The following is a 24,604-nucleotide window of genomic DNA, read 5'->3' on the forward strand; positions in this document are numbered from 1 at the left end:
GAGTACCGGCCGGCGGATCAGCGCAGGCCGGCGGCGATGGCGTCGACGAGCAGCGCGCCGAGGGTGCGCGCCAGGGTGGCCCGGGCGGCCTCGACGTCGAGGCCCATCGCGTCGCGCATCATCGCCCAGGCCGCCCAGGTGCAGGCCACCGTCAGCGCGTCCAGCAGCTGTTCGCGCCCCTCCCCCGCGTGGGCCAGCTCCGGGTCGAACGCCAGCTCGATCTCCCGCCGGACCCGGGCGATCGCCGCCTCCCGGTTGCGCCGCAGCTGCGGCGAGAAGGGCTCCCGCAGCGCCGAGGCGCGCGCCGAGGGCGCCAGCACCTCGAGCATCCGGGCCCGCTGGTCGCAGAACTCGCTGATCCGCCGGGTGAGCGGCAGCTCCGGCGGGATCGGCCGCCAGAGCGCGTCAAGTCGCTCGCCGACCAGCTGGCCGGTCGCGGCGAACAGGGTCTCCATGTCCTTGAAGTTGGTCCACAGGGTGCGCAGGGACACCCCGGCCCGTTCGGCGATGCGCTCGCCGGTGGGCCGGAGGTCACCCTCGTCGATCAGCGCCAGGTGCGCCTCGACGATCGCGCCCCGGGTGCGCTCGGCCCGCGCCGCCCGACCGTCCACCCGGGCCGGCGTGTCGGTGTCCACTTCGATCATCGAACGGCCCCCTGTGCGTCGGTCCGGCCGGCGCCGGCCCCGCTCGGCGAAGGCAGGTCGCGCCGGAGACATGAACTCTACGTACGCGGCACCGGCGTCCACGCGCCCGGGCGGCCGTCACCGTCGTGACGGCCGCCCGGCGGACCCGCGGCGGGTCAGGTCGTCGGGATCGCGTCCGCCGGCGGGGCGGCCGGCGGCTCGGTGAACTCGGTGACCGCGCCGTCACCGTCGTCGGTGGTCCACGTCGGCCCGAAGTACGTCTGCGCGCCGTTCTGGACCTTGTTCAGCCGCACCCCGCTGTATCCGGCGTGCACGTCGGCGCGGTACCGGAACGGGGTGAGGCCCGGCCCCCGGAAGCCGCCCTTCTCCACCGCGTCGACCAGCTTCTCCCGGGTCAGGTCCTTGCCGGCGGCGAGCAGCGCCTGCACGAACGTGTACGCCATGGAGTAGGCGTAGATGGCGTTGCCGTCGAGCGGGTTGGCCGCGTTCCACTTCTGGTGGATCTTGGTGAACTCCTGGATCCAGGGGTTGGCCGTGTCGCCCGCCATCGGCAGGTAGTTGTCGGCGATCATGCCTTCGAGGATCACCTTCTTGTCCCCGAGCTGGTTGGCGAGGGTGGTGTAGTCGGCGCCCACGTTGGACACCACCCACTGCGCCCGGAACCCCTGCCCGGCCGCCTGGCCCATGGCCAGCGCGGTGAAGCCGGGAATGCTCGCGGAGATCACCACCTGGCACCCGGCCGCCTTCAGCGCCCCGATCGCCGGCCCGACCTGCGGGTTGGTGGTGGTGTACGTCTGCTTCGCGGCCACCGGTCCGAGGATCTTCTCGACCCCGGCCAGCGAGTCCCGGCCGAAGTCGTCGTTCTGCCCGAAGTGGCACACCTTGCTGCCGGGGAACTGCTGCTTCACGAAGCTGGCCAGGATCTTTCCCTCGACCGTGTAGTCGGGCTGCCAGCCGAACGTGGTCGGGTACTTGTCCGGCTGGTTCCAGTTCCGGCTGCCGGAGGAGACGAACAGGTCGGGCACCTTCTGGGCCTTCACGAACTCCAGCACGTTGGTGTGGGTCGGGGTGCCCAGCCCGCCGAGGAGCGCGAAGACCTTGTCGTCGAGCACCAGCTTGCGGACCACGTTCTCGGTGTTGGCGGGGTTGTAGCCGTCGTCCATGACCTTGTAGACGATCTTCCGGCCGTTCACCCCGCCCTTGCTGTTGACGTGCTCGAAGTACGCCTTGGCGGCGGCGGAGATCTTCGAGTAGCCGGGCGCGGCGGGGCCGGTGAGCGGTTGGTGGGTGCCGATGACGATCTCGGTGTCGGTGACGCCGGGGACGTTCTCGGCCGCCTGCTGTTCGTCGTCGGCGCAGGCCGAGGCGCCGATCAGCAGGGTGAGGCCGGCGGCGGCCGCGAGGACGCGACGGGCGGTGGGATGCATGGTTCTCCAATCCGGTACGGCGGGGCGATCGGGTGGGTGGAACCGGGGTGGGTCAGGGGCTCGACGCCCGGCGGCGGGGCCGCAGCCGGCCGGCGAGGGTGCGGACGGCGCCCTGGAGGCCGCCCGGGGCGACGAGCATGACGACGATGAGGATCAGGCCGAACACGGCCAGGGCGAGGTTGCCCTCCAGCCGCTGGGCCAGGCCCGGCGGCAGGCTGAAGGTCTCGGTGAGCAGGCTGGGCAGGTCCTGGAGCGCCACCAGCAGGACCGCTCCCCAGACCGCGCCGGCGAGGCTGCCCAGGCCGCCGATGACGATCGCCATCAGCAGGAACAGCGACAGGTCGAGGGCGAACTTGCCCGGGGCGACGGTGGCGGTGAGCACCGCGTACACGCCGCCGCCCAGGCCGGCGCAGCCGGCGCTGACCACGAAGGCGAGCACCCGGATGCCGGCGACGTGGATGCCGGCGAGCCGGGCGGCCACCTCGTCGTCCCGGACCGCGCGCAGCGACCGGCCGAACCGGCTGCGCACCAGGTTGGCCATCAGCAGCACGGTCACCAGCGCGGCGAGCAGCGCGATCCAGGCCAGCCACCGTTCCGGCTGGAAGTACGCCCCGAGGAACGCCGGCGGCGTCTCGGCGGGGAAACGCAACCCCTGCTCGCCGTTGAACACCCCGGTGAAGATCGTGGTGATCGCCGGCACCAGCGTCGCCACGGTCAGGGTCACGCCGGCCAGGTACGGGCCGCGCAGCCGGGCCGCGGCCAGCCCGATCACCAGCCCGGCCAGTGCGGTCACCGCGACGGCGGCCAGCAGCGCCAGCGGCAGGATCCAGCGGCCCTGCACCCCCCGCTCGTCGAAGCCCTGCTGCACCAGGGCCACGGTGTAGGCGCCGGTCGCCATCAGCGCCCCGTGCCCGAGGGAGAGCTGGCCGTTGAGCCCGACCAGGACCGTGTAGCCGGCGGTGACGCAGAGGAACGCACAGGCCCGGGCCACCTGGAGGTTCTGGTACGGCGCGAGCTGGTTGGTGACCAGCACGACCAGGGTGCCGGCGAGCACCGCGACGGCCAGGTGGCGCAGCAGGGTGGAGCCGGCCGCCCCGGTGGCGCCGGGCGGTCCGGGCAGCAACCGGCGCAGCGCCGCGGCACCGGCGGGCCGCCCGTCCACGGCGGACGTCTCGGACCGGGTGGCGGTCATACGTGCCTCGCTCTCGCGCTGGAGAAGAGCCCGCCGGGGCGGACCAGGAGGACCGCCAGCAGCAGGGCGAGGATGGCCAGCGGCGTGGTGTCCGGGCCGAGGTAGCCGGTGACGTACGACAGGATCAGGCCGACCAGCAGGCCGCCGACCACCGCCCCGGCGGGACTGTCCAGGCCGCCGACCACGGCGGCGGTGAACGCGACGACGAAGACCAGGTCCATCGCGTGCGGGTGCAGTCCGAGCCCGGTGGGGATCACCAGCATGCCGGCGAGGGCGCCGACCGCGGCGGCCAGCGCCCAGCCCAGCGTGAGCATCCGGCCGACCTCGACGCCGAGCAGCCGGGACACCTCGGGCGCGAACGCGGACGCCCGCATCCGCAGCCCGACCGGCGTCCGGGTGAACAGCAGCGCCAGCAGCACCACCACCGCCAGCACCGCGCCGAGCACCCAGAGGTCGTACGGGGACAGCGCGGCGATCCCGCCGACGGTGAGCGCGTCGGTGTCGAAGGGCGCGGCCGCCGGCCGGTAGCCGTTGCCGAAGACCATGCCGAGCACCGCCTGGATCAGCAGCACCAGGCCGAGCGCGACGATCACGTCGTTGAGCGGGTTGGCGTGCCCGACGAACCGCATCAGCACCCGTTCCACCAGCGCGCCCAGGGCCAGGCCGGCCAGGACGGCGGCGCCCAGGCCCAGCCAGTACGACCCGGTGGCGGAGACGACCGCGTAACCGACGTACGCGGTGGCCACGGCCATCGCCCCCTGGGCGAAGTTGACCAGCCGGGCCGCCCGCCAGATGAGCACCAGGGCGAGGGCGAACGCGGCGTAGACGGCGCCGGTGGACAGCCCGTCGAAGGTGAGGAACAAGAACCGGTCCAACCGCGGATCCTTCCTGCGTGGGGGCTGTCAGAACCCGAGGTACGCGTGCCGGAGCTGGTCGTCGTCGCGCAGCTGGGCCGCCGGAGTGTCGGCGACCACCCGGCCGAGCGACATCACCACCCCCTGGTCGGCGACCGAGAGGGCGCTGCGGACGTTCTGCTCGACCAGCAGCACGGTCAGCCCGCGGCCGTCGCAGAGCTGCCGCAGCAGGGCCATGATCTGCGCGGTCACCCGGGGGGCGAGGCCGAGCGACGGCTCGTCGAGCAGCAGCAGCCGGGGGCGGGCGATCAGCGCCCGGCCGAGGGCGAGCATCTGCCGCTCCCCGCCGGAGAGCTGGTGCCCGGCGTGCCGACGGCGCCGGGCCAGGGCCGGGAAGAGCTGGTAGACCTCGTCCTGGGCCCGCCGGGCGTCGGCCCGGTCGCGCCGCCAGAGCCCGCCGAGGCGCAGGTTCTCCTCCACGGTCAGCTCGGCCACCACGCCGCGCCCCTCGGGCACGTGGGCGAGGCCCCGCCGGACCAGGCGTTCCACCCGGACGCCGCGCAGGTCGGCGCCGTCGAAGCGGATGCGGCCGCCGGTGGGCCGGAGCAGCCCGGACAGGGTACGCAGCAGGGTGGTCTTCCCGGCGCCGTTGGCGCCCAGCACGGCGGCGATGGTCCCGGCCGGCACCTGGAACGTCACGTCCCGCAGCACCGGCACCGGGCCGTAGCCGGCGCTGACCGCGTCCACCTCCAGGATGGCGGTCACGACCCGGCCCCCGTCGGCTGGGCCGGCACGTCGGCGCCCAGGTACGCCTCGGTCACCCGGGGGTCGTCGCGCACCTGGTCGGGGGTGCCGGCGGCGATGACCCGGCCGAAGTCGAGCACCACGATCTCGTGGCAGACGGACATGACCAGATCCATGTGGTGCTCGACGAGCATGACCGAGCAGGGATCGCCGGCCCGCCCGGGCAGCGTCCTGACCAGCTCGCCCAGCTCGGCGACGTCGTCCGCGCCCAACCCGCCGGCCGGCTCGTCGAGCAGGAGCAGGCGGGGCCGGGCGATCAGGGCCCGGGCCAGGGCGACCCGCTTGCGCACGGCGTACGGCAGGGTGAGCGGGGCCGCGGCGGCGTGCTGTCCGACGCCCAGCTCGGCGAGGAGGTCGAGGGCCTGCCCGCGGAGCCGCCGCTCGTCGCGGTCGCTGCGGGGCAGGCCGAACAGGGCGGACGCGAAGCCGGCCCGGGCGGCGTGGCTCGCGCCGGCCAGCACGTTCTCCAGCACGGTGAGGCCGGGGAACAGGCCGACGCCCTGGAGCGTACGGGCGATGCCGAGGTGGGTCAGCCGGTGCGGGCGCGGCCGGAACGGCCGGCCGTCCAGCGTGAGCGCACCCCCGGCCGGGGCGACGAAGCCGCAGACCACGTTGAACAGGGTGGTCTTCCCGGAGCCGTTGGGACCGATCACCCCGACGATCCGGCCGGGCGGCACACGCAGCGAGACGTCGTCGAGGGCGACCAGCCCGCCGAACCGCACCCCGACGTGGTGCAGCGCCAGGTCGATGCCGTCCTCGGGGACGGGTGGTGGGCTCATCTTCACCTCGCGGAAGGACGCGGCGTCGGGGGTGCGCGGTGCGACTCGGGCGAAGCATGGGACGGTTATTACACCGGGAGTGTACTTTTCAAGAAGAGTTCGTCAATGCCTTCGTTGCGGCACCGCAACACCGCAGGTCCGGCGAGAACGGTTGCGCCCGCGCCGACGTCCCGGCGGCTCACCGGCGGCGACTATTGCACTCGCTGTGCAGGGATGAGGGGCCCTGCCGCCCGGGTCAGGCGGCGGCCGGGGCGGGCGCGGGCACCGTCAGCACCTGACCGGTACGCGGGCCGCCCGCCAGCGCGGTCGGGCTCCATTCCATGGCGACGAGGAACAGGGTGTGGCCGTCCCGGCCGCCGAGGGCGCAGGCGAAGCAGCCCCGGTCCAGGGCGATCCGGTCGCGTACCCGGCCGCCCTCGGCGACCCGGACGGCGCACCGGTTCGGCACGTCGCCGTACCAGACGGCGCCTTCGGCGTCGAGGCAGATGCCGTCGGGCGCGGAGTCCGGCACCGCCGCCCAGACCCGCCGGCCGGTGAGCGAGCCGTCGGCGGTGACGTCGTACGCGGTGAGCCGGGCGGCGTAGGACTCGGCGACGATCAGCGTGCGCCCGTCGGGGGTGAGCACCATCCCGTTGGGAAAGGCGAGGTCGTCGGCGACGATCCGGGCGGTCCCGTCCGGCGCGACCAGGGCGATGCCGCCGGGGGCGTACGCGCCGGCGGGGAAGTCGAAGCCGATGGTGTTGACGTACGCGTTGCCCCGGGCGTCGGTGACCACCTCGTTCCACGGGTGCGGGACGAGCGCCGCCAGGTCGGCGTACGGGCGCAGGCTGCCGTCGGGCTCCCGGCGCAGCAACCGTCCGGCGCGCCCGGCGACCACCAGCAGCCGCCCGTCGGGCAACCAGTCGAAGCAGATCGGCAGCCCGTCCACCCGCGCCGCCACCTCGGTCCGGCCGGCGTCGTCGACGGTCAGCACCTCGCCGGCGCCCCAGTCGGCGAGCCAGAGCCGCCCGTCGTGCCACCGGGGCGACTCGCCGAAGGCCAGCCCGTCCAGCAGGATCCGTGGACCGTTCATGTGCCGCTCCCCAGCCGGTCCCGCGCGTGGCGCAGGTACGCCCGCTCGGCCGCGTTGTCGGTGTGGTCGATCGCCGCCTGGTACGCCCGGACGGCCTCGGCGGGTCGGCCGAGCCGGCGCAGCAGGTCGGCGCGGACCGCGTGGAAGACGTGGTAGCCGGCGAGGTCGAGCCGGTCGACCTCGGCCAGCGCGGGGCCCGGCCCGTGCACCTCGGCCAGCGCGACCGCGCGGTTCAGCACCACCACCGGCCCGGGGGCGCACGCGGCGAGTTGGTCGTACAGGGCGAGGACCTGGCCCCAGTCGGTGTCGGCGGCGGTGGCCGCGTCGCTGTGCACCGCGTTGATCGCGGCCTGGATCTGGTACGGGCCGGGCCGGTCGCGCCGCAGGCAGCGGCGGACCAGCGCCTGCCCCTCGCCGATCAGCGCGCGGTCCCAGCGATCGCGGTCCTGCTCCGCCAGCGGCACCAGCGTGCCGTCGGGCCCGGTGCGCGCCGGCCGCCGCGCCTCGGTGAGCAGCATGAGCGCGAGCAGGCCGAGCACCTCCGGCTCGTCCGGCATCAGCTGGGCGAGCAGCTGGCCCAACCGGATCGCCTCGGCGCACAGCTCGTCACGGGCCAGCCGCTCCCCCGAGCTCGCGGTGTGCCCCTCGGTGAAGATCAGGTAGACCACGGCCAGCACGGCCCGGAGCCGGTCGGGCAGGTCGGCGTCCCGCGGCACCCGGTACGGGATCCGCGCGTCACGGATCTTGGCCTTGGCCCGGACCAGGCGCTGTGCCATGGTCGGCTCCGGCACCAGGAAGGCCCGGGCGATCTCGGCGGTGCTCAGGCCGCCGAGCAGCCGCAGGGTCAGCGCGACCCGGGCCGCGCTGCCCAGCGCCGGGTGGCAGCAGGTGAAGATCAGCCGGAGCCGGTCGTCGCGCACGGGGCCCTCCTCGGCCGGCGGGTCGGGGGCGTACAGCAGGGCGGCCTGGGCGTGCCGGTCGGCCCGGGACGCCTCGCGGCGCAGCCGGTCGACGGCCCGGTTCCGCGCGGTGGTGATGATCCAGCCGGCGGGGCTGGGCGGCGGGCCGTCGGCGGCCCACCGGTCGACCGCCGTGGCGAAGGCCTCCTGGACCGCGTCCTCGGCGAGGTCGATGTCGCCGAGGACGCGGACCAGGACGGCGACCGCCCGGCCGTACTCCGCCCGGAAGGCCCGCTCGACGTCGGTCGGGTCCGTCATACCTCGCCCTGGAACGGGCGCACCTCGATGGGCAGGGTGGTGGCCAGGGCGTACCGGCGGCCCCACTCCAGGGCGGCGTCGAGGTCGGGCGCGGTGATGATCGTGAAGCCGCCCAGGTACTCCTTCCCCTCCACGTACGGTCCGTCGGTGACCAGGACCTCGTCGCCCTTGGGGCGCAGCACGGTCGCGGTCTCCGGCGCGTGCAGGCCGTTGCCGAAGACCCAGTTGCCGGACTCCTTCAACTCCCGGCCGATGGCGTCGACCTCGCGCATCACCCCGGCCAGGAACTCCGGGTCCGGCAGCTCCGCGCCGGCCGGCTGGTACATGCTGATCAGGTACTGCTTCACGCGGTCCTCCTCGTCCGGCGGTCCGGCCCGTCGCCGTCCCCTCCACCCTCCACACGAACGGATGGGCGCGGAATCGACACGCCGGCCGGAGAAGATTCCGCCGACCACTCGCATGCAGCGAAAAACTTCCATGCATCTATTGCAAGATTTCTCCGTCGTGTGACGTAATACTGGCAGTTCCTTTCGTCAGACTCCCGCCGCCGGAAGGCGGCAACCCCCAGGGAGGAAACATGCCCCGTCCCCTGCGATCGGCACTGCGTACGGCCGCCACGGCCGCGCTCGCCACCGTCACCCTGGCCGCCTCGGCCCTCGTCGGCGCGACCCCCGCCAGCGCCGCCCCGGCCGGCCTCCCCGGCATGGACGTCTCCAGCTACCAGGGCAACGTGAACTGGTCCGCCGCCTGGAACAACGGCGCCCGGTTCGCGTACGTCAAGGCCACCGAGGGCACCTACTACACCAACCCGTACTTCGCCCAGCAGTACAACGGCTCCTACAACGTCGGCATGATCCGCGGGTCGTACCACTTCGCCCGGCCGGACACCACCAGCGGCGCCACCCAGGCCAACTACTTCGTGGACCACGGCGGCGGCTGGTCCAAGGACGGCAAGACCCTGCCGGGCGCGCTCGACATCGAGTACAACCCGTACGGCTCGACCTGCTACGGCCTGAGCCAGAGCGCGATGCGCAGCTGGATCGCCTCGTTCGTCAACCAGTACTACGCGCGGACCGGCCGGTGGGCCACCATCTACACCACCACCGACTGGTGGACCACCTGCACCGGCAACACCTCGCAGTTCGCCTCCACCAACCCGCTCTGGATCGCGCGCTACTCCAGCACCGTCGGCACCCTGCCGGCCGGCTGGTCGGTGTACTCGTTCTGGCAGTGGGCCTCCTCCGGCACCTTCCCCGGCGACCAGGACGTCTGGAACGGCACCTGGGACCGGCTCAAGGTGCTGGCCTGCAACGGACCCTGCTGACCCGCTTCCCGGTGGCGGGCCGGCCACTCCGGCTCGGCGTGCCCGACGCCATGCCCCGACCGGAGCAGCCGCCCGCCACCGGCGGCGTCCGTCCTGAGAAGGAGGCCCCGATGTCCGTTCCCCTCCCCCGGCGGGCCGTGCTGCGCGGCGCGGTCCTGCTCGGCGCCGCCGCCGGCGTCACGGCGTTGACCCAGTTCGGCGGCGACCGGGACGCCCGGGCCGTCGCCGGCGCGGTCGACCAGCCGACGATCGCCAACTGCGCGACCTGGGGCGCCCGCCCGCCCTCGTCCGCGGTGAGCATCGTGCAGAGCCGGCCCAACAAGATCATCATTCATCACACGGCGTTCCCGAACACCACCGACTACAGCCTCGCCTACGCCTACCAGAACTCCCGGGACATCCAGAACCTGCACATGGACACCAACGGCTGGATCGACTCCGGGCAGCACTTCACCAACAGCCGCGGCGGCTACCTGACGGAGGGCCGGCACGGCAGCCTGTACGCCCTGCTGCACGGACAGACCATGGTGCAGGGCGCGCACTGCGTCGGGCAGAACAGCCAGGCCATCGGCATCGAGAACGATGGCACCTACCTCTCCGTGCAGCCGCCCCAGGCGCAATGGGACAGCCTGATCTGGTTCTGCGCGTTCACCTGCCAGCAGTACGGCATCCCGTCCAGCGAGATCTACGGGCACAAGGATTTCAACAACACCCAGTGCCCCGGCCTCCTCCACGACCGGCTGCCGGAATTGCGCAGCGCCGTCGCCGCCCGGCTCGGCGGCTGACCGGCCGGCGGGGCGCCCACCCTTCCGGGCGCCCCGCCGCCACCGACAGCTCTCGCTTATATAAGCTTGGTCTGATACAAAGGGTTGGTGCACGCCTTCGACGTCCTCGGGGACCCGGTCCGCCGCCGGATCCTGGAGCTGCTGGCGGAGGGCGAGCAGACCGCCGGCGCGCTCGGCGCAACCGTCCAGCGGGAGTTCGGGATCAGCCAGCCGGCCGTCTCGCAGCACCTCAAGGTGCTGCGCGACAACGGCTTCACCACCGTGCGACCCGAGGGCACCCGCCGCCTCTACGCGGTGGACCCGGGCCCGCTGCGGCAGGTCGACGAGTGGCTGGCCGGCTTCCGCCGGTTCTGGACGCCGCCGCTGGAGGCGCTCGCCACGGAACTGGCCCGCGGCCGGCGGGAGCGGCGGCTGCGCGAGGGCAAACCCGACGAGAGGACCACACCATGATCGACGTGACCGGGCAGATCAGCGCCGTCGAGCGCCGGATCGGCAACCGTACGCTGCCCGCCGGCGAGGCACGCGTGCAGACCATCAGCCGGACGTACGACGCGCCGGTGGAGGACGTCTGGGACGCCTGCACCAACGCCGAGCGGATCCCCCGCTGGTTCATGCCCGTCTCCGGTGAGTTGAAGCTCGGCGGGCGCTACCAGCTGGAGGGCAACGCCGGCGGCACGATCGAACGCTGCGACCCGCCGCACAGCTTCGCCGCCACCTGGGAGTACGGCGGCGAGGTGAGCTGGATCGAGGTGCGGCTCACCGAGGCCGGCGCCGGGCGTACCCGGTTCGAACTGGAGCACGTCGCGCACGTCGACGACCAGCGCTGGGCCGAGTTCGGCCCGGGCGCCACCGGCGTGGGCTGGGAGCTGGGCCTGCTCGGCCTGGCCTCGCACCTGGCGGCCGACGGCAGCGGGGTCAGCCCCGACCAGGCCGCCGCCTGGATGGGATCGGAGGAGGGCCGCCGGTTCGTCGCGCTGAGCAGCGAAGGCTGGGCCGAGGCGAGCGTGGCCGCCGGCACCCCCGCCGACGAGGCCCGTGCCGCCGGTGACCGGGTCACCGCCTTCTACACCGGCACCCCGACCCCCTGAGCCCGGCCGCGCCGCCGGCCTCGCCGGGCCGGCGGCGCGCCGGTGGGTCAGGCCGCCGCCGTGCCCTCCGAGCCCGCCGGTACGGCGGGCGGGAAACCCGGCGGCGGAGTGTCGGTCACGTCCGGCAGACTGACGATCATGCCGATCCGATCCGTCGCCGACCTCGTCGCCGCCGTCCACTCCGGACAGCGCGTGCGGTACCTGCACTTCTGGGGGCACCGCCCGCAGCGTGACGGCAGCGTCGGCGCGGGCTGCCTGAGCCAGTGGTGGCCGGCGCCGTTCACCGTGGACGGCCGGACGTACCCCACCGCCGAGCACTGGATGATGTGGCACAAGGCCATCCTCTTCGGCGACACCGAGATCGCCGGGCGGGTCCTCACCGCCGCGCACCCGCACCGGGCCAAGTCCCTCGGCCGACGGGTACGCGGCTTCGACGAGGCGACCTGGGTGGCCCGCCGCTACGAGATCGTGGTCGCCGGCAGCGTGGCCAAGTTCGGCCAGCACGAGGAGCTGTCGCGGTTCCTGCTGGGCACCGGCGACCGGGTGCTCGTGGAGGCGAGCCCGGTGGACCGGGTCTGGGGCATCGGCCTGGCCGCCGACGACCCGCGCGCCGCCGATCCGGCCCGGTGGCGGGGGGACAACCTGCTCGGCTTCGCCCTCATGGACGCCCGCGCCACCCTGCGCGCGGCCTGATCCGCCGGCATCGGCCTGACTCTGGCCGAGGTCCGGCCGATCGCGCCGTGACTGCCGCATCCGGAGCGGCACGCCGCTTCGGCCGGGTCACCGCACGCGGCGCAGGCCGGGCGGGTGACGCTCCGGCCGGGTGACCGCGACGCGCCGCCCGCCGGACAGGTGACGCTCCGGCGGGGTGACCGCGACGCGCCGCCCGCCGGACAGGTGACGCTTCGGCCGGGTGACCGGGACGCGCCGCCCGCCGGGCGGGTAACGTGCAGCGGCGTGACCAGCGCACCGTACTCGCACTGCTCGTACTGCGGCGTGGCCTACCCGGCGACCGCCGGCTGGCCGCGGGTCTGCGCGGCCTGCGGCGAGACCGTGTGGCGCAACCCCCTGCCGGTCGCGGTGGCGGTGCTGCCGGTCCGGACGCCGACCGGCCTCGGCGTGGTGGCGGTCCGCCGGGACATCGAGCCGGCCCGGGGCGAGCTCGCCCTCCCCGGCGGCTTCGTCGAGTACGGCGAGGAGTGGTCCGAGGCGCTGGTCCGGGAGCTGCGCGAGGAGACCGGCCTGCTGGCGGAGGCCGACGAGGCGCGGCTGTTCGCGGTGCACGGCGCGCCGGCCGGCGGCACCATGATGATCTTCGGGGTCCTGCCCGAACGGCCGCTGGGTGACCTGCCCCCGTCCGCGCCGACCGAGGAGGCCACCGAGTGGCTCGTCCTCACCGAGCCGGTCGAGCTGGCCTTCTCCACGCACACCCGGGTGCTGGCCGACTTCCTCGCCGGCCAGCGCCCGGTCTGAGCCGCCGCCGGTACTGCCGCCGGACCCTGCCGTGACCTGGGCCGACTCGGCGAAAACTCCCACTGGTTAGATGGGATCGGCAACGTCGCCGAGCCGGAGGTCAGCCATGCCCCGCCCCCTGTCGCCCGAAGAGGCCGACCACGACGCCCGCCGGAGTCGGCAGTGGCTGGCCGGGCAGGCCCGCTGCGTCGGCGTCGACCGGGGCGACCTGCTGGAGCTGGGGTCCGCCATGGCCGCGCTGACCGCCGCCGCGGCGGAACGGGAGCCGGTCGCGGTCGCCCCCGCACCGGTCGGCGTCGACCCGGGCTCGCCGATCGCGAAGCCGCTGCGGCCGGAGCTGCTGCGGCCGCTGGAGACCAACGCCGAGATGCACTGGGAGGCGATGGCCGGGCAGGGGTACGTGGTCCCGAACGACCGGTTCTTCGTCCGCAACCACAGCGTGACGCCCCGGCTGGACGCCCGCGCCTGGCGGCTGCGCCTGTTCGGGACCGGGCTGCGCGACGCCCCCACCCGCGACGCCCCGGTCGAGTTCACCCTCGACGACCTGCGCCGGCTGCCAGCCGCGGAGCGCACCGCGCTGGTCGAGTGCGCCGGCAACGGCCGGTACTTCTTCGCCAGCCAGCAGGGCCACCCGACGCCCGGGGTGGCCTGGGGGCTCGGCGGCGTCGGCGTGGCCCGTTGGCGCGGCGTACGGCTGGGGACGGTGCTCCGGCTCGCCGGGCTCACCGACGACGCCGTCGACGTGATGCCGGAGGGGCTGGACCCGGACTACGTGACCGGTGGGGTCAACCTCGGCCGGGTCCGCCGTCCCCTGCCGATCGCCAAGGCCCTGGACGACGTGCTGCTGGCGTACGAGATGAACGGCGAGTCGCTCCCCGCCGACCACGGTTTCCCGGTACGCGTCGTGGTGCCCGGCTGGATCGGCATCTCCTCGATCAAGTGGGTCGGTCCGGTCGAGGTCTCCGCCACTCCCCTGTTCTCCCCGTGGAACACCCACTTCTACCGGATGTTCGGCCCCGGCCACCCGGGCGAGGGCGGCACGCTCGGTGTCCAGTCGGTGAAGAGCGCGTTCGAGCTCGCCTGGGACGCCCGCCTACCGGCCGGCGCGGAGGTGCTGCTGCGCGGCAGGTCCTGGTCCGGTGCCGGCCCGATCGAGCGGGTCGAGGTGGACACCGGCGACGGTTGGCGCGCGGCCGAGCTGGTCGCCGCCGACCGGGGCGGCGCCTGGCAGCGCTGGACCGCCACCTGGCGGCCCCCGGCGCCGGGCCGCTTCACCCTCCGCGCCCGCGCCACCGACGTCACCGGCGCCAGCCAGCCCGACCGGGCCGCCCCCAACGACCTCGGCTACCTCTTCGACGGCGTCGTCCACCACCCGGTCACCGCCGCCTGACCCCGCTTCACCTCGTCGATCATGAAGTGGTGACCGCCGACCCCGGCGGGTCGTGGCAACAACGTCATGATCGACCGGGGCAGGCGGCGTCAGGGGTGGAGGTAACCCGGTGGGACGGTGTCGGTGAGCCAGACGCCGTTGTCGCTGCGGTAGAAGACATAGCCGTTCTCGGCCATCGCCCCGGCCTCGACGGTCAGCACCACCACCGTGCCGGCCCGGCGGGCCGCGACCCGCCGGGCGGTCGCCACGTCCGGCGACAGGTGTACGTGGTGCCGCCGGCCCCGGCGCAGGCCCTCGACCCGGATGGCGGGCAGCACGCTGTCGCTGGTGCCGTGGAAGAGCAGCTGGGGCGGGCTGGCCGGGGCCAGGCCGAGGTCGACCGGCACGGAGTGCCCCTGGCTGGCCCGGATCCGGTCCACACCGTCGGCCCCACGCGCCACGGCGAAGCGCTGCTTGTCGTTCCCGGCGACCACGGCGTCGAGATCGGCCCGGCCGATCCGCAGCGCGGCGAGCAGGTCGGCGACCGGCACCCAGCCGGCGCGGTCGAGCGTCAGGCCGAACCGGTCCGGCCGGTGCCGCAGCGCCAACGACATCCGCTTGCTCACCCGGACCAGGTCACGATGATCCACACCGCCAGTGTGCGGCACCGCCGGGTCGTCGGCGACCCATATCAGCGGGCGGCGGCGGAGCAGCGCGACCGGTCAGAGGGAGCGGACGAAGACGGCCGGGGCGTCCGCGCCGGCGCCGAAGACGACCTGGCTTCCGCCGGCCCGGTCGACCGCCTCGTCCCACCCGGCGGGCGCGACGTCGCCCTGCGGGCCGAGGCGCGGGGTGAGGTAGCCGGCCTCGCCCGGGCCGTCGACCACGCAGAGCGTCAGCCGGCTGATCAGGGACCACTGCTCCGGGCGGAGGTCCGCCGGCGGGTCGACGGCCAGACGGAGCACGGGGTCGGCACCGTGCAGCTCGAACCGGACGAACTCGGGAGGCAGCATCGCGGGCATCCGGTGATGATGCCAGCCGCCGGACTCAGGCGGCGGCCCGGTCGGCGAGCGGCCGCCGTCGGCGGGCCGGGTCGGTGAGCACCGGTGGGGCCCAGGCGCCGTCGGGCTGGTAGAGGTTGACGCCCGGCGGGACGATCTCGTCGATCCGGTCGAGCACCGCGTCGTCCAGGGTGAGCGACGCGCCGCCGAGCAGGCCGTCCAGCTGCGCCATGGTGCGCGGGCCGATGATCGCCGAGGTGACCGCCGGGTGCGCCACGGTGAACGCCACGGCCAGCTCGGACAGGGTGCAACCCACCTCCTCGGCGAGCGCGACCAGTTCCTCGACGGCGGCGTACTTGGCGGCGTTGCCGGGCAGCGCCGGGTCGAACCGGGCCGGGGTGAGCGCCGGCCGCCCGGCGGTGAGGTCGACCGCCCGACCCTGCCGGTAGCGGCCGGAGAGGAACCCGGAGGCCAGCGGGCTCCACACCAGGACGCCCATGCCGTACCGCTGGCAGACCGGGAGCACCGAGGTCTCGACGCCCCGGGCCAGGATCGAGTACGGCGGCTGTTCGGTACGGAACCGGCCGAGCGCCCGCCGCTCGGCGACGTGGTGCGACTCGACGATCTCCTCGGCGGGGAAGGTGGAGCAGCCGAACGCGCGGATCTTCCCGGCCCGGACGAGGTCGGTCAGCGCGCCCAGGGTCTCCTCGACGTCGGTGGTGTGGTCGGGGCGGTGCACCTGGTAGAGGTCGATCCAGTCGGTGCCGAGCCGGCGCAGGCTCTCCTCGACCTCTCGGACGATCCAGCGCCGCGAGTTGCCACCCCGGTTGGGCCCCTCCCCCATCGGGAAGTGCACCTTCGTGGCGAGGACCACGTCGTCGCGCCGGCCCTTCAGCGCCTTGCCGACGATGACCTCGGACTCGCCGGCGGAGTACATGTCGGCGGTGTCCACGAAGTTCACGCCGCGGTCGAGGGCGGCGTGCACGATGCGGACGCAGTCGTCGTGGTCGGGGTTGCCGACCGCGCCGAACATCATCGTGCCGAGACAGTGGACGCTCACCTCGATGCCGGTGCGGCCGAGGACGCGGTAACGCATACGGATGCTCCCTGGGGTTGATGCCGCGCTGACCGGGCGGCGGCCGGTCCCGTCACGCTAGGAATTCGAGTGGACTCGAAGTCAAGCCGGCACCGACCGGCGTGTCGGCCAGGCGCCCGACGGCGTGTCGTGGCGCGGCGGCCGCGCCCAAGGAGTGGGCGATGTCGGGTCGCGTCGCGCGCACCCGTCCCGGGTGGCAGGCTGGTGGGGTCGCCGGCAGCGGGGCGACGACGGCCCGCTGGCAGACCCGTCGTGAAGGAGAAGATCGACCCGATGGCTGTGGACGTCACCAGCACCGACGAATGGCAGGCGCTGCGCAAGCACGCCGAGGCGATGCGCGGCACACACCTGCGGGAGCTGTTCGCCGCCGACGGGCAGCGGGGTGAGCGGCTCACCGGCGAGGTCGCCGACCTGCACGTGGACTACAGCAAGAACCTGGTCACCGACGAGACGCTCGCCCTGCTCACCGTGCTCGCCGAGCGGGTCCGGCTGAGCGACCGGATCGCCGCCATGTTCGCCGGGGAGCACATCAACTCCACCGAGGACCGGGCGGTCCTGCACACCGCGCTGCGCCTACCGCGCGACGCCTCGCTGGTGGTCGACGGGCAGGACGTGGTCGCCGACGTGCACCGGGTGCTCGACCGGATGGCGGCCTTCGCCGAGCGGGTGCGCTCGGGCACCTGGCGGGGCCACACCGGCGAGCGGATCACCACCGTGGTCAACATCGGCATCGGCGGCTCGGACCTGGGGCCGGTGATGGCGTACGAGGCGCTCAAGGCGTACCGGGACGCGGGGATCAGCTGCCGGTTCGTGTCCAACATCGACCCGACCGACATCCACGACAAGACCACCGACCTGGACCCGGCCAGCACCCTGTTCATCGTGGTCTCCAAGACGTTCTCCACGCAGGAGACCCTGGCCAACGCCAACCAGGCGCGGCGCTGGCTGCTCGCCGGCCTGGACGCCGACGAGTCGGCCGTGGCCCGGCACTTCGTCGCGGTCAGCACCAACGAGCAGCGGGTCCGCGACTTCGGCATCGACCCGGAGAACATGTTCGGCTTCTGGGACTGGGTGGGTGGCCGGTACTCGCTGCCCTCGGCGGTCGGGCTGTCGGTGATGCTGGCGATCGGTCCGGACCGGTTCCGGGAGATGCTCGCCGGCTACCACGCGGTGGACGAGCACTTCGGCACCACGCCGGTCGAGCGGAACGTGCCGGCGCTGCTGGGCCTGCTCAACGTCTGGTACACGGACTTCCTCGACGCGGAGACGCACGCGGTGCTGCCGTACTCGCAGTACCTGCACCGGTTCCCGGCGTACCTGCAGCAGCTGACGATGGAGAGCAACGGCAAGTCGGTACGGGTCGACGGCCGCCCGGTGACGTGTCCGACCGGGGAGATCTTCTGGGGTGAGCCGGGCACCAACGGCCAGCACGCCTTCTACCAGCTGATCCACCAGGGGACGCGGCTGATCCCGACCGACTTCATCGCGTTCAGCCAGCCCAACCACGATCTCGGTGACATGCACGACCTGTTCATGTCGAACTTTTTCGCGCAGACCGCCGCGCTGGCGTTCGGGCGGACGAAGGAGCAGGTCGAGGCGGAGGGCACGGCGGCGCAGGTGGTCCCGCACCGGGTGATGCCGGGCAACCACCCGAGCACCTCGATCATCGCCCCGAAGCTCACCCCGGCGACGCTCGGCCAGCTGATCGCCCTCTACGAGCACATCGTCTTCACCGAGGCCGCGGTCTGGGACATCAACGCGTTCGACCAATGGGGCGTGGAGCTGGGCAAGGTGATGGCCAATCAGCTCGCGCCGAAGCTGACCGGGGGCGCGCCGGACCTCGGCGACGTGGACTCGTCCACCGCCGCGCTGATCCGCCGCTACCGCGCCCAGCGCGGCCGGGACTGACCCCGTCGCCGGCGGCCCTTGCGGCGGATGGACACCGCCGCAGGGGTGGGCCGGTGGCCGGCCGACCGGTGTCAGCCGCGCAGCAGGTCGGCGTGGGCGGCCCGGAGCCGGGCCAGCCCGGGGTCACCGGCCGGGGCGCGGCGGTCGAGCTCGGCCCAGACCTCGGCGAGGGCGTCGGTGAGGGCGCGCCGCTCGGCCGCGTGCCGCCGGCTGCTCTGCCGGTGCAGCTCCTCGAGCCGCCGGGACCAGCCGGCGGTGATCGCGGCGATCCGGTCGGCGTCGGCCCGCGCCTGCGCGGCCGTCCGCGCGGCGGGCGCGGGCACGATCGCGGCGATCGGGCGGGGGTCGCCGTCGCGGGTGACGACGGTGATGGTGTCGGTCAGCTCGGCGAGGGCGACGAGCTGGGTGAGCCGGGTGCGGACCTCGCGCAGCGGCAGGGCGCGCGGCTGGGGGGACCGGTCGGCCAGTGCGGGGGCAGCCATGGACAGATGTTGACGTCCGGGTACGACAAAACTCCGCCGCGTGTCCACCCGGCGCCCGTCCCGCCGTCCGGCGCCGCTACCCCGCCGGCTTCCACTCCGGGGCGAGCACCGACCAGACCTCCATGTCGGCGCGGCCGCCGTCCGGCGTCGGGGCGGCCTCGCGCAGGACGCCGTCGCGGCTCATGCCCAACCGCCGGGCGACGGCGATGCTGCGCTCGTTGCCGGCCTTGGTCACCCACTCCACCCGGTGGATGCCCCGGTCCCGGATCGCCCAGTCGATGATCACCCGCGCGGCGCGGGTGACCAGGCCCTGCCCCTCGGCCGCCGGCTCCAGCCAGCAGCCGGCCTCGCAGACCCCGCTGGTGGTGTTCAGGGAGACGAAGAGCACCCCGCCGACCAGGGTGCCGCGCTGCCAGATGCCCCAGATGCCACCGTCGTCGCGGGCCCACCGGTCGGCGTAGTTCTGCAGCACCCTCCGGGCGGAGGCGGCGTCGGTGGCCACGAAGGACGCGCCCACCCACGGGGCGATGTGCTCCCGGCACCGGTCGAGGTTGGCGAGGAACTCGTCGGCGTGCCACGGCTCCAGCGGGCGCAGCTCGGCGTCGTCGGTCAGCGGAAGGGCGAACACGCAAGGAACCTAGCAGCCGGGCACGGGACGCCGGTCGCCCTCCGTGTCTGCCCGGCCCGCCGTCGCAGCGGCGGGGACAGGCACTCGTCGAGATCGGTCAGGGGTGCATCTCGTACGCGCCGGCGAGGGCGGCGACCCGTGCCCAGACGCGGGCGGTACGGTCGGCGTCCCGGACCGGGCGGCGGACGTGGGCGAGCGCCCAGGCGGCCTGCTCCTCGCTGGTGGCGGCCTTGCCGTGCAGCTCGGTGGCGTACCCGGAGAAGTCCCGGACCAGCAGGTCGAAGATCTCGTCGAGCAGGTCGGCGTCGAGGCCGGTCAGCTCGGCCTGTTCCAGGATCAGCTGGCCGTAGACGACCAGCGCGAAGAGCTGGCCGAGGGTGAGCAGGAAGTCCAGGTCCCGCTGCTGGGTCTCGTCCGGGGCGTGCGTGGCGAGCAGCGCGCAGAGGCCGTCGGCCTGCTCCCGGAACCGGGCGACGTTGGGCACGTGGGCGTGCGCGTCGTACGGGGTGCGCCAGTCGTGGAAGCGGATCGCGCCGAGGCCGCGCGCCGGGCCCTGCCGGAACAGGAACTCGTCGTCGGCCGGGTCGTGCCGGGTCGGCACCGGCGGGTGCGCGGCCGGCCGGAACAGGTAGTTGGGCAGGAACTTGAGGATCAGCGCCAGGTTGACGTGCACCGTCCCCTCCAGCTTCGGCAGGCCCCGGATGTCCTTGGCGGCCTTGTCGAAGTAGGTGTCGGCCTCGAAGCCCTTGGCCGCGATGACGTCCCACAGCAGGTCGATGACCTTCTCGCCCTCGGTGGTGACCTTCATCTTGGTCATCGGGTTGAACAGCAGGTAGCGCCGGTCGTCCGGGCCGGCCGAGCGGAAGTAGTCGACGGCCCGGTCGCTGAACGCCTTCATCGCCACCAGCCGGGCGTACGCGTCGGTGAGCTCGCGGCGGACGTGCGGGAAGTCGGTGACCCGGCGACCGTAGAGGACGCGCTGGTGGGCGTGGGTGACCGCCTCGTACATGGCGTGTTCGCAGATGCCGATGGAGGCGGTGCACAGGTTGAACTTGCCGACGTTGACGGTGTTCAGCGCGGCGTCGAAGGCGGCCTGCCCGGTGTGCAGCACGTCCTCGGCGCGCACCGGGTAGTCCTCCAGCCGGAACTCGCTGACGTACATCTGCGCGTTGACCACGTTGCGCACCAGCCGGTACGCGGGGTGCCGGCTGTCGGCGGCGAAGAAGACGTACCCCTCGGGGCCCTTGACGTCGGCGTGGCGGCCGAAGACGGAGACCAGCCCGGCGACGTTGCCGTTGCCGATGTAGTACTTGCCGCCGGTGGCCCGGAAGCCGCCCGCGCCGTCGGGGGTGAGCAGCATGTCGGTGGAGTAGATGTCGGCGCCGTGCGGCCGCTCGGAGAGGCCGAAGGCCATCACGTGCCCCTCGTCGAGCAGCGCGGCGGCGCGGGCCCGGGCGGCGGCGTTGCCGCTCTGCCAGACCGGCCCGAGGCCGAGCACGGTGACCTGCCAGGTGTACCAGTAGCCGAGGCCGTAGAAGCCGAGGATCTCGCTGAGCGCGGCGTTGCGCGCGGTGTCCCAGCGCTTGTCCGGGTCGCCACCGCCGTCGGCCGCCGGGGTGAGGAAGGTGGCGAACAGGCCCTCCTTGGCGGCGAAGTCGAGGAAGTCGGCGTACCACTCGTGGCGGTTGTAGCTGTCCACCAGCGCCCGCTTGCCGCGCTGCTCGAACCAGTCGACGGTGGCGCGCAGCAGCCGCCGGGAGGTCTCGTCGAGGTGGGCGGGGTGGTAGGTGTGCGGGTGGAACAGCAGCGGATCGGTCACGGGTCAGCCTTCCTGCGGGGTGGCGGGGTCGAGGTCGCGGAGGGTGGCGAGGACATCGTCGAGCCAGGCCAGCACCATCCGCTCGTACGCGATGCCGCCGCGCAGCACGACGTGCTGGAGCGACCCCCGGGCGTCCAGGGCGGCGGGGTCGGGGAAGTCGCGGCGCTCGCCGGCCAGGTAGCCGGCGAGGGTGGCCTCGTGGTCGGCGCGGTAGCGCTCGACCTCGGCGACCAGCGCGGCGCGGCCCGCCGCGTCGTCGAACGCGGCGCCGCGGATCTTCACGGCCAGCTCGTGCCGGACCGCCTCCGGTTGCACCGGGGCGCGCAGCCAGGTGACCAGGGCGGACCGCCCGGCGGGGCTGACCGACCAGACCTTCTTGTCGGGCAGTCCCTCCTGGCCGATCTCCTCGGCGGTGATCCAGTCGTCGCTCGCCATCCGCTTGAGCACCCGGTAGATCTGCTGGTGGGTGGCGGTCCAGAAGCGGCCGATCGAGCGGTCGAAGCGCCGGGCCAGGTCGTAGCCGGAGGCGGGCTGCTCCAGCAGCGAGACGAGGATGGCGTGCTCCAGCGACATGCCGGCCATCTTGCTATGCAACGAGTTGCATAGCAAGCGTCAGATCACGAAGTGCGTCCAGTAGGTCAGCCAGACCGCGAACACCGCGCCCTGCAGCACCGCCAGCCCGGCCGTCAGCCAGCCGTCGACGCGGCCGCGACGGGCCCAGCGGGCCAGCACCAGGGCGACGGGGAAGGCGGCCAGCAGGTAGCGCAGCAGGCTCCGGTACACCGGCGGCCCCATCGACAGCGGCACCAGCACCACGATCACCGTGTAGACCAGGTACGGCCACTCGGCCCGCCGGCGCAGCCCGACGGCCGCCACGACCAGCATCGCCACCGCGATCCAGACCCGCAGCGCGTCGGCGGAGTTGCCGCCGGTCAGCGCGTGCCAGGCCACCCACAGGGGGTTCTGCACCTTGATCCCCCAGCCCTTCTCCTGGGCGTGCTGGTAGGCGAACCAGTCGCCGCTCTGCCAGCGACAGAACGCCATGAACGTCAGCCAGCCGGCCGGGACGAGCAGCAGCGGCCAGCCCAGCCGCAGGTAGCGCAGCAGGCTGCGGCCGTTCAGGCGCCAGCCGTGCTGGCACAGCAGCACCAGGGCGAGCGGGATGACGACCAGGAAGCCGACCGAGCGGCTCAGCGCCAGGAAGTACCCGACGATCCCGACCACCAGCCAGCGGCGCTGCTCGGCGTACCAGAAGGCGGCCAGGGCGAGGCAGACGAAGAGCGACTCGGTCAGCGCCGCCTGGAACAGGAAGGCGGTCGGCAGGAGCAGCAGGTAGCGGGCGAACCGGCGGCCGCCCGCCGGATCGGCGCCGTCCGCGCCGAGCAGCCGGCCGCCGAGCCGGTACGCGTAGTAGAGCTGGAGCACCAGGGCCACGTTGCTGATCAGCAGCAGCGCCCAGGCGGTGTGCCCGCCGAGCAGCGGCGCCAGCGGCCGAGCCAGGAACGGGTAGAGCAGCGGGAAGCCGAAGTCCTTCCACGGCTGGTCCAGCGGCAGCCGGGCCAGGTGGTCGTAGAGGAACGAGTCCCAGGCGAACCAGAGCGAGATCCAGCGGTGCGGCGAGATCTGGTCCTGCTGGGTCCGCATCATGGTCTCGTCGGCCGGCGGCCCCACGGAGGCCAGGTCCCAGGCGGCCAGGACCAGCACGCCGACCAGGCTGAGCACGAGCTTGCTGCCGAGGAAGACGGCGAGCACGTAACCCCACGGGGTCGGGATCCGCCGGGCCAGGTCCCGACCGGCCGAGCCCAGCCGACCCGTCCACCGCGTCCCGGCGGCGCCGCCCGCCGGGCCGGCCCCCCGCTCGTCCGCCATGCCGCCCCCACCGATCGCCCCGCGAACCGTCGAGCCGTATTCCCGGTTCGTCCCGGTTGACACCTCCCGCTCGGGCAGCCGCCGATTCATCCCTACGGGTCGGGCCGGGCAGGTGAGTCGGCGCGCGGGACGGGTAAGGGCGCTGCCGCAATCGGCACGCTGGCGGGGGGCGCGGACGGCATGGATGACGGCAACGGCACGGTGGTGATCGGGGCGGGCCCGGCGGGCCTGACGGCCGCGTACGAGCTGCTGCGGCACGGCGAACCGGTCCGGGTCTACGAGGCCGACGACGTGGTCGGCGGGATCAGCCGGACCGTGGAGCGGGACGGCTGGCGGTTCGACATCGGCGGGCACCGGTTCTTCACCAAGGTCTCCCGGGTCGAGGACTTCTGGCACGAGATCCTGCCGGACGAGGACTTCCTGCTCCGGCCACGGATGAGCCGGATCTACTACCGGGGCGCCCTCTACGACTACCCGCTCAGCGCCGGCAACGCCCTGCGCAACCTCGGCCTGCTGGAGGCGCTGCGCTGCGTCGGCTCGTACGGGCGGGCCCGGCTGCGCCCGCCGCGGGACCAGTCCCACTTCGAGGGCTGGGTCTCCGCCCGGTTCGGCTGGCGGCTCTACTCGATCTTCTTCAAGACGTACACCGAGAAGGTCTGGGGGATGCCGGCCGACCAGTTGCAGGCGGACTGGGCGGCCCAGCGGATCAAGAACCTCTCGCTGTCGACCGCGGTGCTCAACGCGCTGCTGCCACGGCGCAACCGCAAGGACGTGACCAGCCTGATCGAGGAGTTCCAGTACCCGAAGCACGGTCCCGGGATGATGTGGGAGCGCTGCACCGAGGAGGTGGAGAAGCGGGGCGGCACGGTCCGGACGAACACCTGGGTGACCGCGGTGCACCGCGACCCCGCGGCCCGCCGGGCCACCGGCGTGACCGTGGTCGACGCGGACGGGGAACGGACCGAGCCGGCCGGCCACGTGATCTCCTCGATGCCGATCTCGGCGTTGGTGCGCGCGATGCGGCCGGAGGCGCCGGCGGAGGTCCGGGCCGCCGCCGACGACCTGCGGTACCGGGACTTCCTGACCGTGGCGCTGGTGGTGCCGGAGAAGTTCTCCTTCCCCGACAACTGGATCTACGTGCACGACCCGGCCGCGAAGGTGGGGCGGATCCAGAACTTCGGCTCCTGGTCGCCGTACCTGGTGAAGGACGGTCGGACCTGCCTCGGGCTGGAGTACTTCGTCTTCGAGGACGACGAGATGTGGCGTACCCCGGACGCGGAACTGGTCGCCTTCGCCACCGCGGAGCTGGAGCGGCTCGGGCTGGTCCACCCCGGCTGCGTGGAGACCGGCTACGTGGTCCGCATGCCCAAGGCCTACCCGGTGTACGACGAGCGGTACCAGCACAACATCGACGTGATCCGGGACTGGCTGGCCCGCGAGGTGCCCAACGTGCACCCGGTGGGCCGCAACGGCATGCACCGCTACAACAACCAGGACCACTCCATGCTCACCGCCATGCTGACCGCCGAGAACATCGCGCACGGCGCCGACCACGACGTCTGGACGGTGAACGTCGAGCAGGACTACCACGAGAGCCGGACCCCGTCCCGGCACGACACCGGGCGGGACGCGCCGATCATGCCGGCCCGGACGGACCGACCCGCCCCGTCCCGCGCCGGCACGCCCGCTCCGGCACGCCGGCCCTGACCGCGACGACGCGCGCCGGGTTGCCGGCGCCACCTACGGTGAGTGCCGGTACGGCACCGGACCGTG

26 protein-coding genes are annotated in these 24,604 nt (G+C 73.7%); 9 read left to right on the forward strand and 17 right to left on the reverse strand.

The features are described 5' to 3' along the window. Nucleotides 1-17 precede the first annotated feature (17 nt). From ACGFI9_RS02375 to ACGFI9_RS02415, 9 genes are all read right to left on the reverse strand, one after another. A complete protein-coding gene (locus ACGFI9_RS02375) occupies nucleotides 18-644 on the reverse strand; it encodes a TetR/AcrR family transcriptional regulator (protein ID WP_393174009.1) in 627 nt (208 codons plus the stop codon). Nucleotides 645-799: 155 nt separating this feature from the next. After that, on the reverse strand, nucleotides 800-2,071 hold the full coding sequence (locus ACGFI9_RS02380; protein ID WP_393174011.1) for an ABC transporter substrate-binding protein: 1,272 nt from the start codon (nucleotides 2,069-2,071) through the stop codon (nucleotides 800-802). A gap of 52 nt (nucleotides 2,072-2,123) precedes the next feature. Beyond that, the gene (locus ACGFI9_RS02385) at nucleotides 2,124-3,263 is read right to left on the reverse strand and encodes a branched-chain amino acid ABC transporter permease (protein ID WP_393174013.1); all 1,140 of its coding nucleotides are present in this window, start codon (nucleotides 3,261-3,263) and stop codon (nucleotides 2,124-2,126) included. Continuing rightward, nucleotides 3,260-4,138, reverse strand: a complete 879-nt coding sequence (locus ACGFI9_RS02390) for a branched-chain amino acid ABC transporter permease (RefSeq protein WP_393174015.1) — start codon at nucleotides 4,136-4,138, stop codon at nucleotides 3,260-3,262. The genes ACGFI9_RS02385 and ACGFI9_RS02390 overlap by 4 nt, the downstream gene beginning before the upstream one ends. Before the next feature lie 27 nt (nucleotides 4,139-4,165). Beyond that, nucleotides 4,166-4,882 carry an ABC transporter ATP-binding protein gene (locus ACGFI9_RS02395; protein WP_393174017.1) on the reverse strand — a complete coding sequence of 239 codons (717 nt, stop codon included), beginning with the start codon at nucleotides 4,880-4,882 and terminating at the stop codon, nucleotides 4,166-4,168. Further along, nucleotides 4,879-5,700 carry an ABC transporter ATP-binding protein gene (locus tag ACGFI9_RS02400; protein WP_393174019.1) on the reverse strand — a complete coding sequence of 274 codons (822 nt, stop codon included), beginning with the start codon at nucleotides 5,698-5,700 and terminating at the stop codon, nucleotides 4,879-4,881. Before ACGFI9_RS02400 ends, ACGFI9_RS02395 begins: the two co-directional genes overlap by 4 nt. 235 nt (nucleotides 5,701-5,935) lie before the next feature. Further along, complete coding sequence (locus ACGFI9_RS02405) at nucleotides 5,936-6,772, reverse strand: SMP-30/gluconolactonase/LRE family protein (protein WP_393174021.1); 837 nt, start codon at nucleotides 6,770-6,772, stop codon at nucleotides 5,936-5,938. After that, nucleotides 6,769-7,989, reverse strand: coding sequence for an RNA polymerase sigma factor (locus ACGFI9_RS02410; RefSeq protein ID WP_393174023.1), 1,221 nt, complete (start codon nucleotides 7,987-7,989; stop codon nucleotides 6,769-6,771). The genes ACGFI9_RS02405 and ACGFI9_RS02410 overlap by 4 nt, the downstream gene beginning before the upstream one ends. Beyond that, entirely contained in the window at nucleotides 7,986-8,336 is a 351-nt protein-coding gene (locus ACGFI9_RS02415) for a YciI family protein (protein WP_393174025.1), read from the reverse strand. Before ACGFI9_RS02415 ends, ACGFI9_RS02410 begins: the two co-directional genes overlap by 4 nt. A gap of 230 nt (nucleotides 8,337-8,566) precedes the next feature. Between ACGFI9_RS02415 and ACGFI9_RS02420 the strand changes: the two genes are divergently transcribed. The 7 genes from ACGFI9_RS02420 to ACGFI9_RS02450 all read left to right on the forward strand — a co-directional run bounded on the left by ACGFI9_RS02420 (nucleotide 8,567) and on the right by ACGFI9_RS02450 (nucleotide 14,049). Beyond that, a complete protein-coding gene (locus tag ACGFI9_RS02420) occupies nucleotides 8,567-9,313 on the forward strand; it encodes a lysozyme (protein WP_393174027.1) in 747 nt (248 codons plus the stop codon). A gap of 110 nt (nucleotides 9,314-9,423) precedes the next feature. Then, a complete protein-coding gene (locus ACGFI9_RS02425) occupies nucleotides 9,424-10,098 on the forward strand; it encodes a peptidoglycan recognition family protein (RefSeq protein ID WP_393174029.1) in 675 nt (224 codons plus the stop codon). An 87-nt stretch (nucleotides 10,099-10,185) separates the two neighbouring features. Further along, nucleotides 10,186-10,548: an ArsR/SmtB family transcription factor gene (locus ACGFI9_RS02430; protein WP_393174031.1), complete on the forward strand. Its 363-nt coding sequence runs from the start codon at nucleotides 10,186-10,188 to the stop codon at nucleotides 10,546-10,548. Further along, a complete protein-coding gene (locus ACGFI9_RS02435; RefSeq protein ID WP_393174033.1) occupies nucleotides 10,545-11,186 on the forward strand; it encodes an SRPBCC family protein in 642 nt (213 codons plus the stop codon). Before ACGFI9_RS02430 ends, ACGFI9_RS02435 begins: the two co-directional genes overlap by 4 nt. Before the next feature lie 138 nt (nucleotides 11,187-11,324). After that, nucleotides 11,325-11,879, forward strand: coding sequence for an NADAR family protein (locus ACGFI9_RS02440; RefSeq protein ID WP_393174035.1), 555 nt, complete (start codon nucleotides 11,325-11,327; stop codon nucleotides 11,877-11,879). A gap of 264 nt (nucleotides 11,880-12,143) precedes the next feature. Continuing rightward, nucleotides 12,144-12,659, forward strand: coding sequence for an NUDIX domain-containing protein (locus ACGFI9_RS02445; RefSeq protein ID WP_393174037.1), 516 nt, complete (start codon nucleotides 12,144-12,146; stop codon nucleotides 12,657-12,659). Nucleotides 12,660-12,765: 106 nt separating this feature from the next. Beyond that, complete coding sequence (locus ACGFI9_RS02450) at nucleotides 12,766-14,049, forward strand: sulfite oxidase (protein ID WP_393174039.1); 1,284 nt, start codon at nucleotides 12,766-12,768, stop codon at nucleotides 14,047-14,049. A gap of 89 nt (nucleotides 14,050-14,138) precedes the next feature. On the opposite strand, the gene ACGFI9_RS02455 is transcribed toward ACGFI9_RS02450, so the two are convergent. The 3 genes from ACGFI9_RS02455 to ACGFI9_RS02465 form a co-directional block, all read right to left on the reverse strand. Then, nucleotides 14,139-14,678 (reverse strand): RNA 2'-phosphotransferase, encoded by a 540-nt coding sequence (locus tag ACGFI9_RS02455; protein ID WP_393174041.1) that lies wholly within the window; start codon nucleotides 14,676-14,678, stop codon nucleotides 14,139-14,141. Between the two features lie 72 nt (nucleotides 14,679-14,750). After that, on the reverse strand, nucleotides 14,751-15,050 hold the full coding sequence (locus ACGFI9_RS02460; RefSeq protein WP_393174043.1) for a hypothetical protein: 300 nt from the start codon (nucleotides 15,048-15,050) through the stop codon (nucleotides 14,751-14,753). Between the two features lie 25 nt (nucleotides 15,051-15,075). Beyond that, complete coding sequence (locus tag ACGFI9_RS02465) at nucleotides 15,076-16,125, reverse strand: aldo/keto reductase (RefSeq protein ID WP_393174045.1); 1,050 nt, start codon at nucleotides 16,123-16,125, stop codon at nucleotides 15,076-15,078. A 273-nt stretch (nucleotides 16,126-16,398) separates the two neighbouring features. Between ACGFI9_RS02465 and pgi the strand changes: the two genes are divergently transcribed. Beyond that, nucleotides 16,399-18,033: a glucose-6-phosphate isomerase gene (gene pgi / locus ACGFI9_RS02470; RefSeq protein WP_393175203.1), complete on the forward strand. Its 1,635-nt coding sequence runs from the start codon at nucleotides 16,399-16,401 to the stop codon at nucleotides 18,031-18,033. Nucleotides 18,034-18,104: 71 nt separating this feature from the next. Here pgi and ACGFI9_RS02475 read toward each other — a convergent pair whose 3' ends face one another. The 5 genes from ACGFI9_RS02475 to ACGFI9_RS02495 all read right to left on the reverse strand — a co-directional run bounded on the left by ACGFI9_RS02475 (nucleotide 18,105) and on the right by ACGFI9_RS02495 (nucleotide 22,831). After that, complete coding sequence (locus ACGFI9_RS02475) at nucleotides 18,105-18,515, reverse strand: type II toxin-antitoxin system Phd/YefM family antitoxin (RefSeq protein WP_393174047.1); 411 nt, start codon at nucleotides 18,513-18,515, stop codon at nucleotides 18,105-18,107. Nucleotides 18,516-18,591: 76 nt separating this feature from the next. Continuing rightward, entirely contained in the window at nucleotides 18,592-19,143 is a 552-nt protein-coding gene (locus tag ACGFI9_RS02480; RefSeq protein ID WP_393174049.1) for a GNAT family N-acetyltransferase, read from the reverse strand. A 97-nt stretch (nucleotides 19,144-19,240) separates the two neighbouring features. Further along, nucleotides 19,241-20,962, reverse strand: a complete 1,722-nt coding sequence (locus tag ACGFI9_RS02485; RefSeq protein WP_393174051.1) for an acyl-CoA dehydrogenase family protein — start codon at nucleotides 20,960-20,962, stop codon at nucleotides 19,241-19,243. A gap of 3 nt (nucleotides 20,963-20,965) precedes the next feature. Beyond that, nucleotides 20,966-21,535, reverse strand: a complete 570-nt coding sequence (locus ACGFI9_RS02490; protein ID WP_393174053.1) for a PadR family transcriptional regulator — start codon at nucleotides 21,533-21,535, stop codon at nucleotides 20,966-20,968. 39 nt (nucleotides 21,536-21,574) lie between these two features. Next, nucleotides 21,575-22,831, reverse strand: a complete 1,257-nt coding sequence (locus ACGFI9_RS02495; protein ID WP_393174055.1) for a hypothetical protein — start codon at nucleotides 22,829-22,831, stop codon at nucleotides 21,575-21,577. A gap of 180 nt (nucleotides 22,832-23,011) precedes the next feature. Here ACGFI9_RS02495 and ACGFI9_RS02500 point away from each other — a divergent pair, with 180 nt between their 5' ends. Then, entirely contained in the window at nucleotides 23,012-24,538 is a 1,527-nt protein-coding gene (locus tag ACGFI9_RS02500) for an NAD(P)/FAD-dependent oxidoreductase (RefSeq protein ID WP_393174057.1), read from the forward strand. Nucleotides 24,539-24,604: the final 66 nt, after the last annotated feature.

Source organism: Micromonospora sp. NPDC048930 (assembly GCF_043197935.1).
Classification (GTDB): Bacteria; Actinomycetota; Actinomycetes; order Mycobacteriales; family Micromonosporaceae; genus Micromonospora.

Coding starts and splice junctions, on each gene's coding strand:
- ACGFI9_RS02385 (WP_393174013.1), bottom strand. CDS start 3,263: ATGACCGCCACCCGGTCCGAGACGTCCGCCGTGGACGGGCGGCCCGCC.
- ACGFI9_RS02490 (WP_393174053.1), bottom strand. CDS start 21,535: ATGTCGCTGGAGCACGCCATCCTCGTCTCGCTGCTGGAGCAGCCCGCC.
- ACGFI9_RS02440 (WP_393174035.1), top strand. CDS start 11,325: ATGCCGATCCGATCCGTCGCCGACCTCGTCGCCGCCGTCCACTCCGGA.
- ACGFI9_RS02380 (WP_393174011.1), bottom strand. CDS start 2,071: ATGCATCCCACCGCCCGTCGCGTCCTCGCGGCCGCCGCCGGCCTCACC.
- ACGFI9_RS02400 (WP_393174019.1), bottom strand. CDS start 5,700: ATGAGCCCACCACCCGTCCCCGAGGACGGCATCGACCTGGCGCTGCAC.
- ACGFI9_RS02420 (WP_393174027.1), top strand. CDS start 8,567: ATGCCCCGTCCCCTGCGATCGGCACTGCGTACGGCCGCCACGGCCGCG.
- pgi (WP_393175203.1), top strand. CDS start 16,399: ATGGCTGTGGACGTCACCAGCACCGACGAATGGCAGGCGCTGCGCAAG.
- ACGFI9_RS02425 (WP_393174029.1), top strand. CDS start 9,424: ATGTCCGTTCCCCTCCCCCGGCGGGCCGTGCTGCGCGGCGCGGTCCTG.
- ACGFI9_RS02495 (WP_393174055.1), bottom strand. CDS start 22,831: ATGGCGGACGAGCGGGGGGCCGGCCCGGCGGGCGGCGCCGCCGGGACG.
- ACGFI9_RS02405 (WP_393174021.1), bottom strand. CDS start 6,772: ATGAACGGTCCACGGATCCTGCTGGACGGGCTGGCCTTCGGCGAGTCG.
- ACGFI9_RS02500 (WP_393174057.1), top strand. CDS start 23,012: ATGGATGACGGCAACGGCACGGTGGTGATCGGGGCGGGCCCGGCGGGC.
- ACGFI9_RS02375 (WP_393174009.1), bottom strand. CDS start 644: ATGATCGAAGTGGACACCGACACGCCGGCCCGGGTGGACGGTCGGGCG.
- ACGFI9_RS02435 (WP_393174033.1), top strand. CDS start 10,545: ATGATCGACGTGACCGGGCAGATCAGCGCCGTCGAGCGCCGGATCGGC.
- ACGFI9_RS02475 (WP_393174047.1), bottom strand. CDS start 18,515: ATGGCTGCCCCCGCACTGGCCGACCGGTCCCCCCAGCCGCGCGCCCTG.
- ACGFI9_RS02450 (WP_393174039.1), top strand. CDS start 12,766: ATGCCCCGCCCCCTGTCGCCCGAAGAGGCCGACCACGACGCCCGCCGG.
- ACGFI9_RS02460 (WP_393174043.1), bottom strand. CDS start 15,050: ATGCCCGCGATGCTGCCTCCCGAGTTCGTCCGGTTCGAGCTGCACGGT.
- ACGFI9_RS02410 (WP_393174023.1), bottom strand. CDS start 7,989: ATGACGGACCCGACCGACGTCGAGCGGGCCTTCCGGGCGGAGTACGGC.
- ACGFI9_RS02465 (WP_393174045.1), bottom strand. CDS start 16,125: ATGCGTTACCGCGTCCTCGGCCGCACCGGCATCGAGGTGAGCGTCCAC.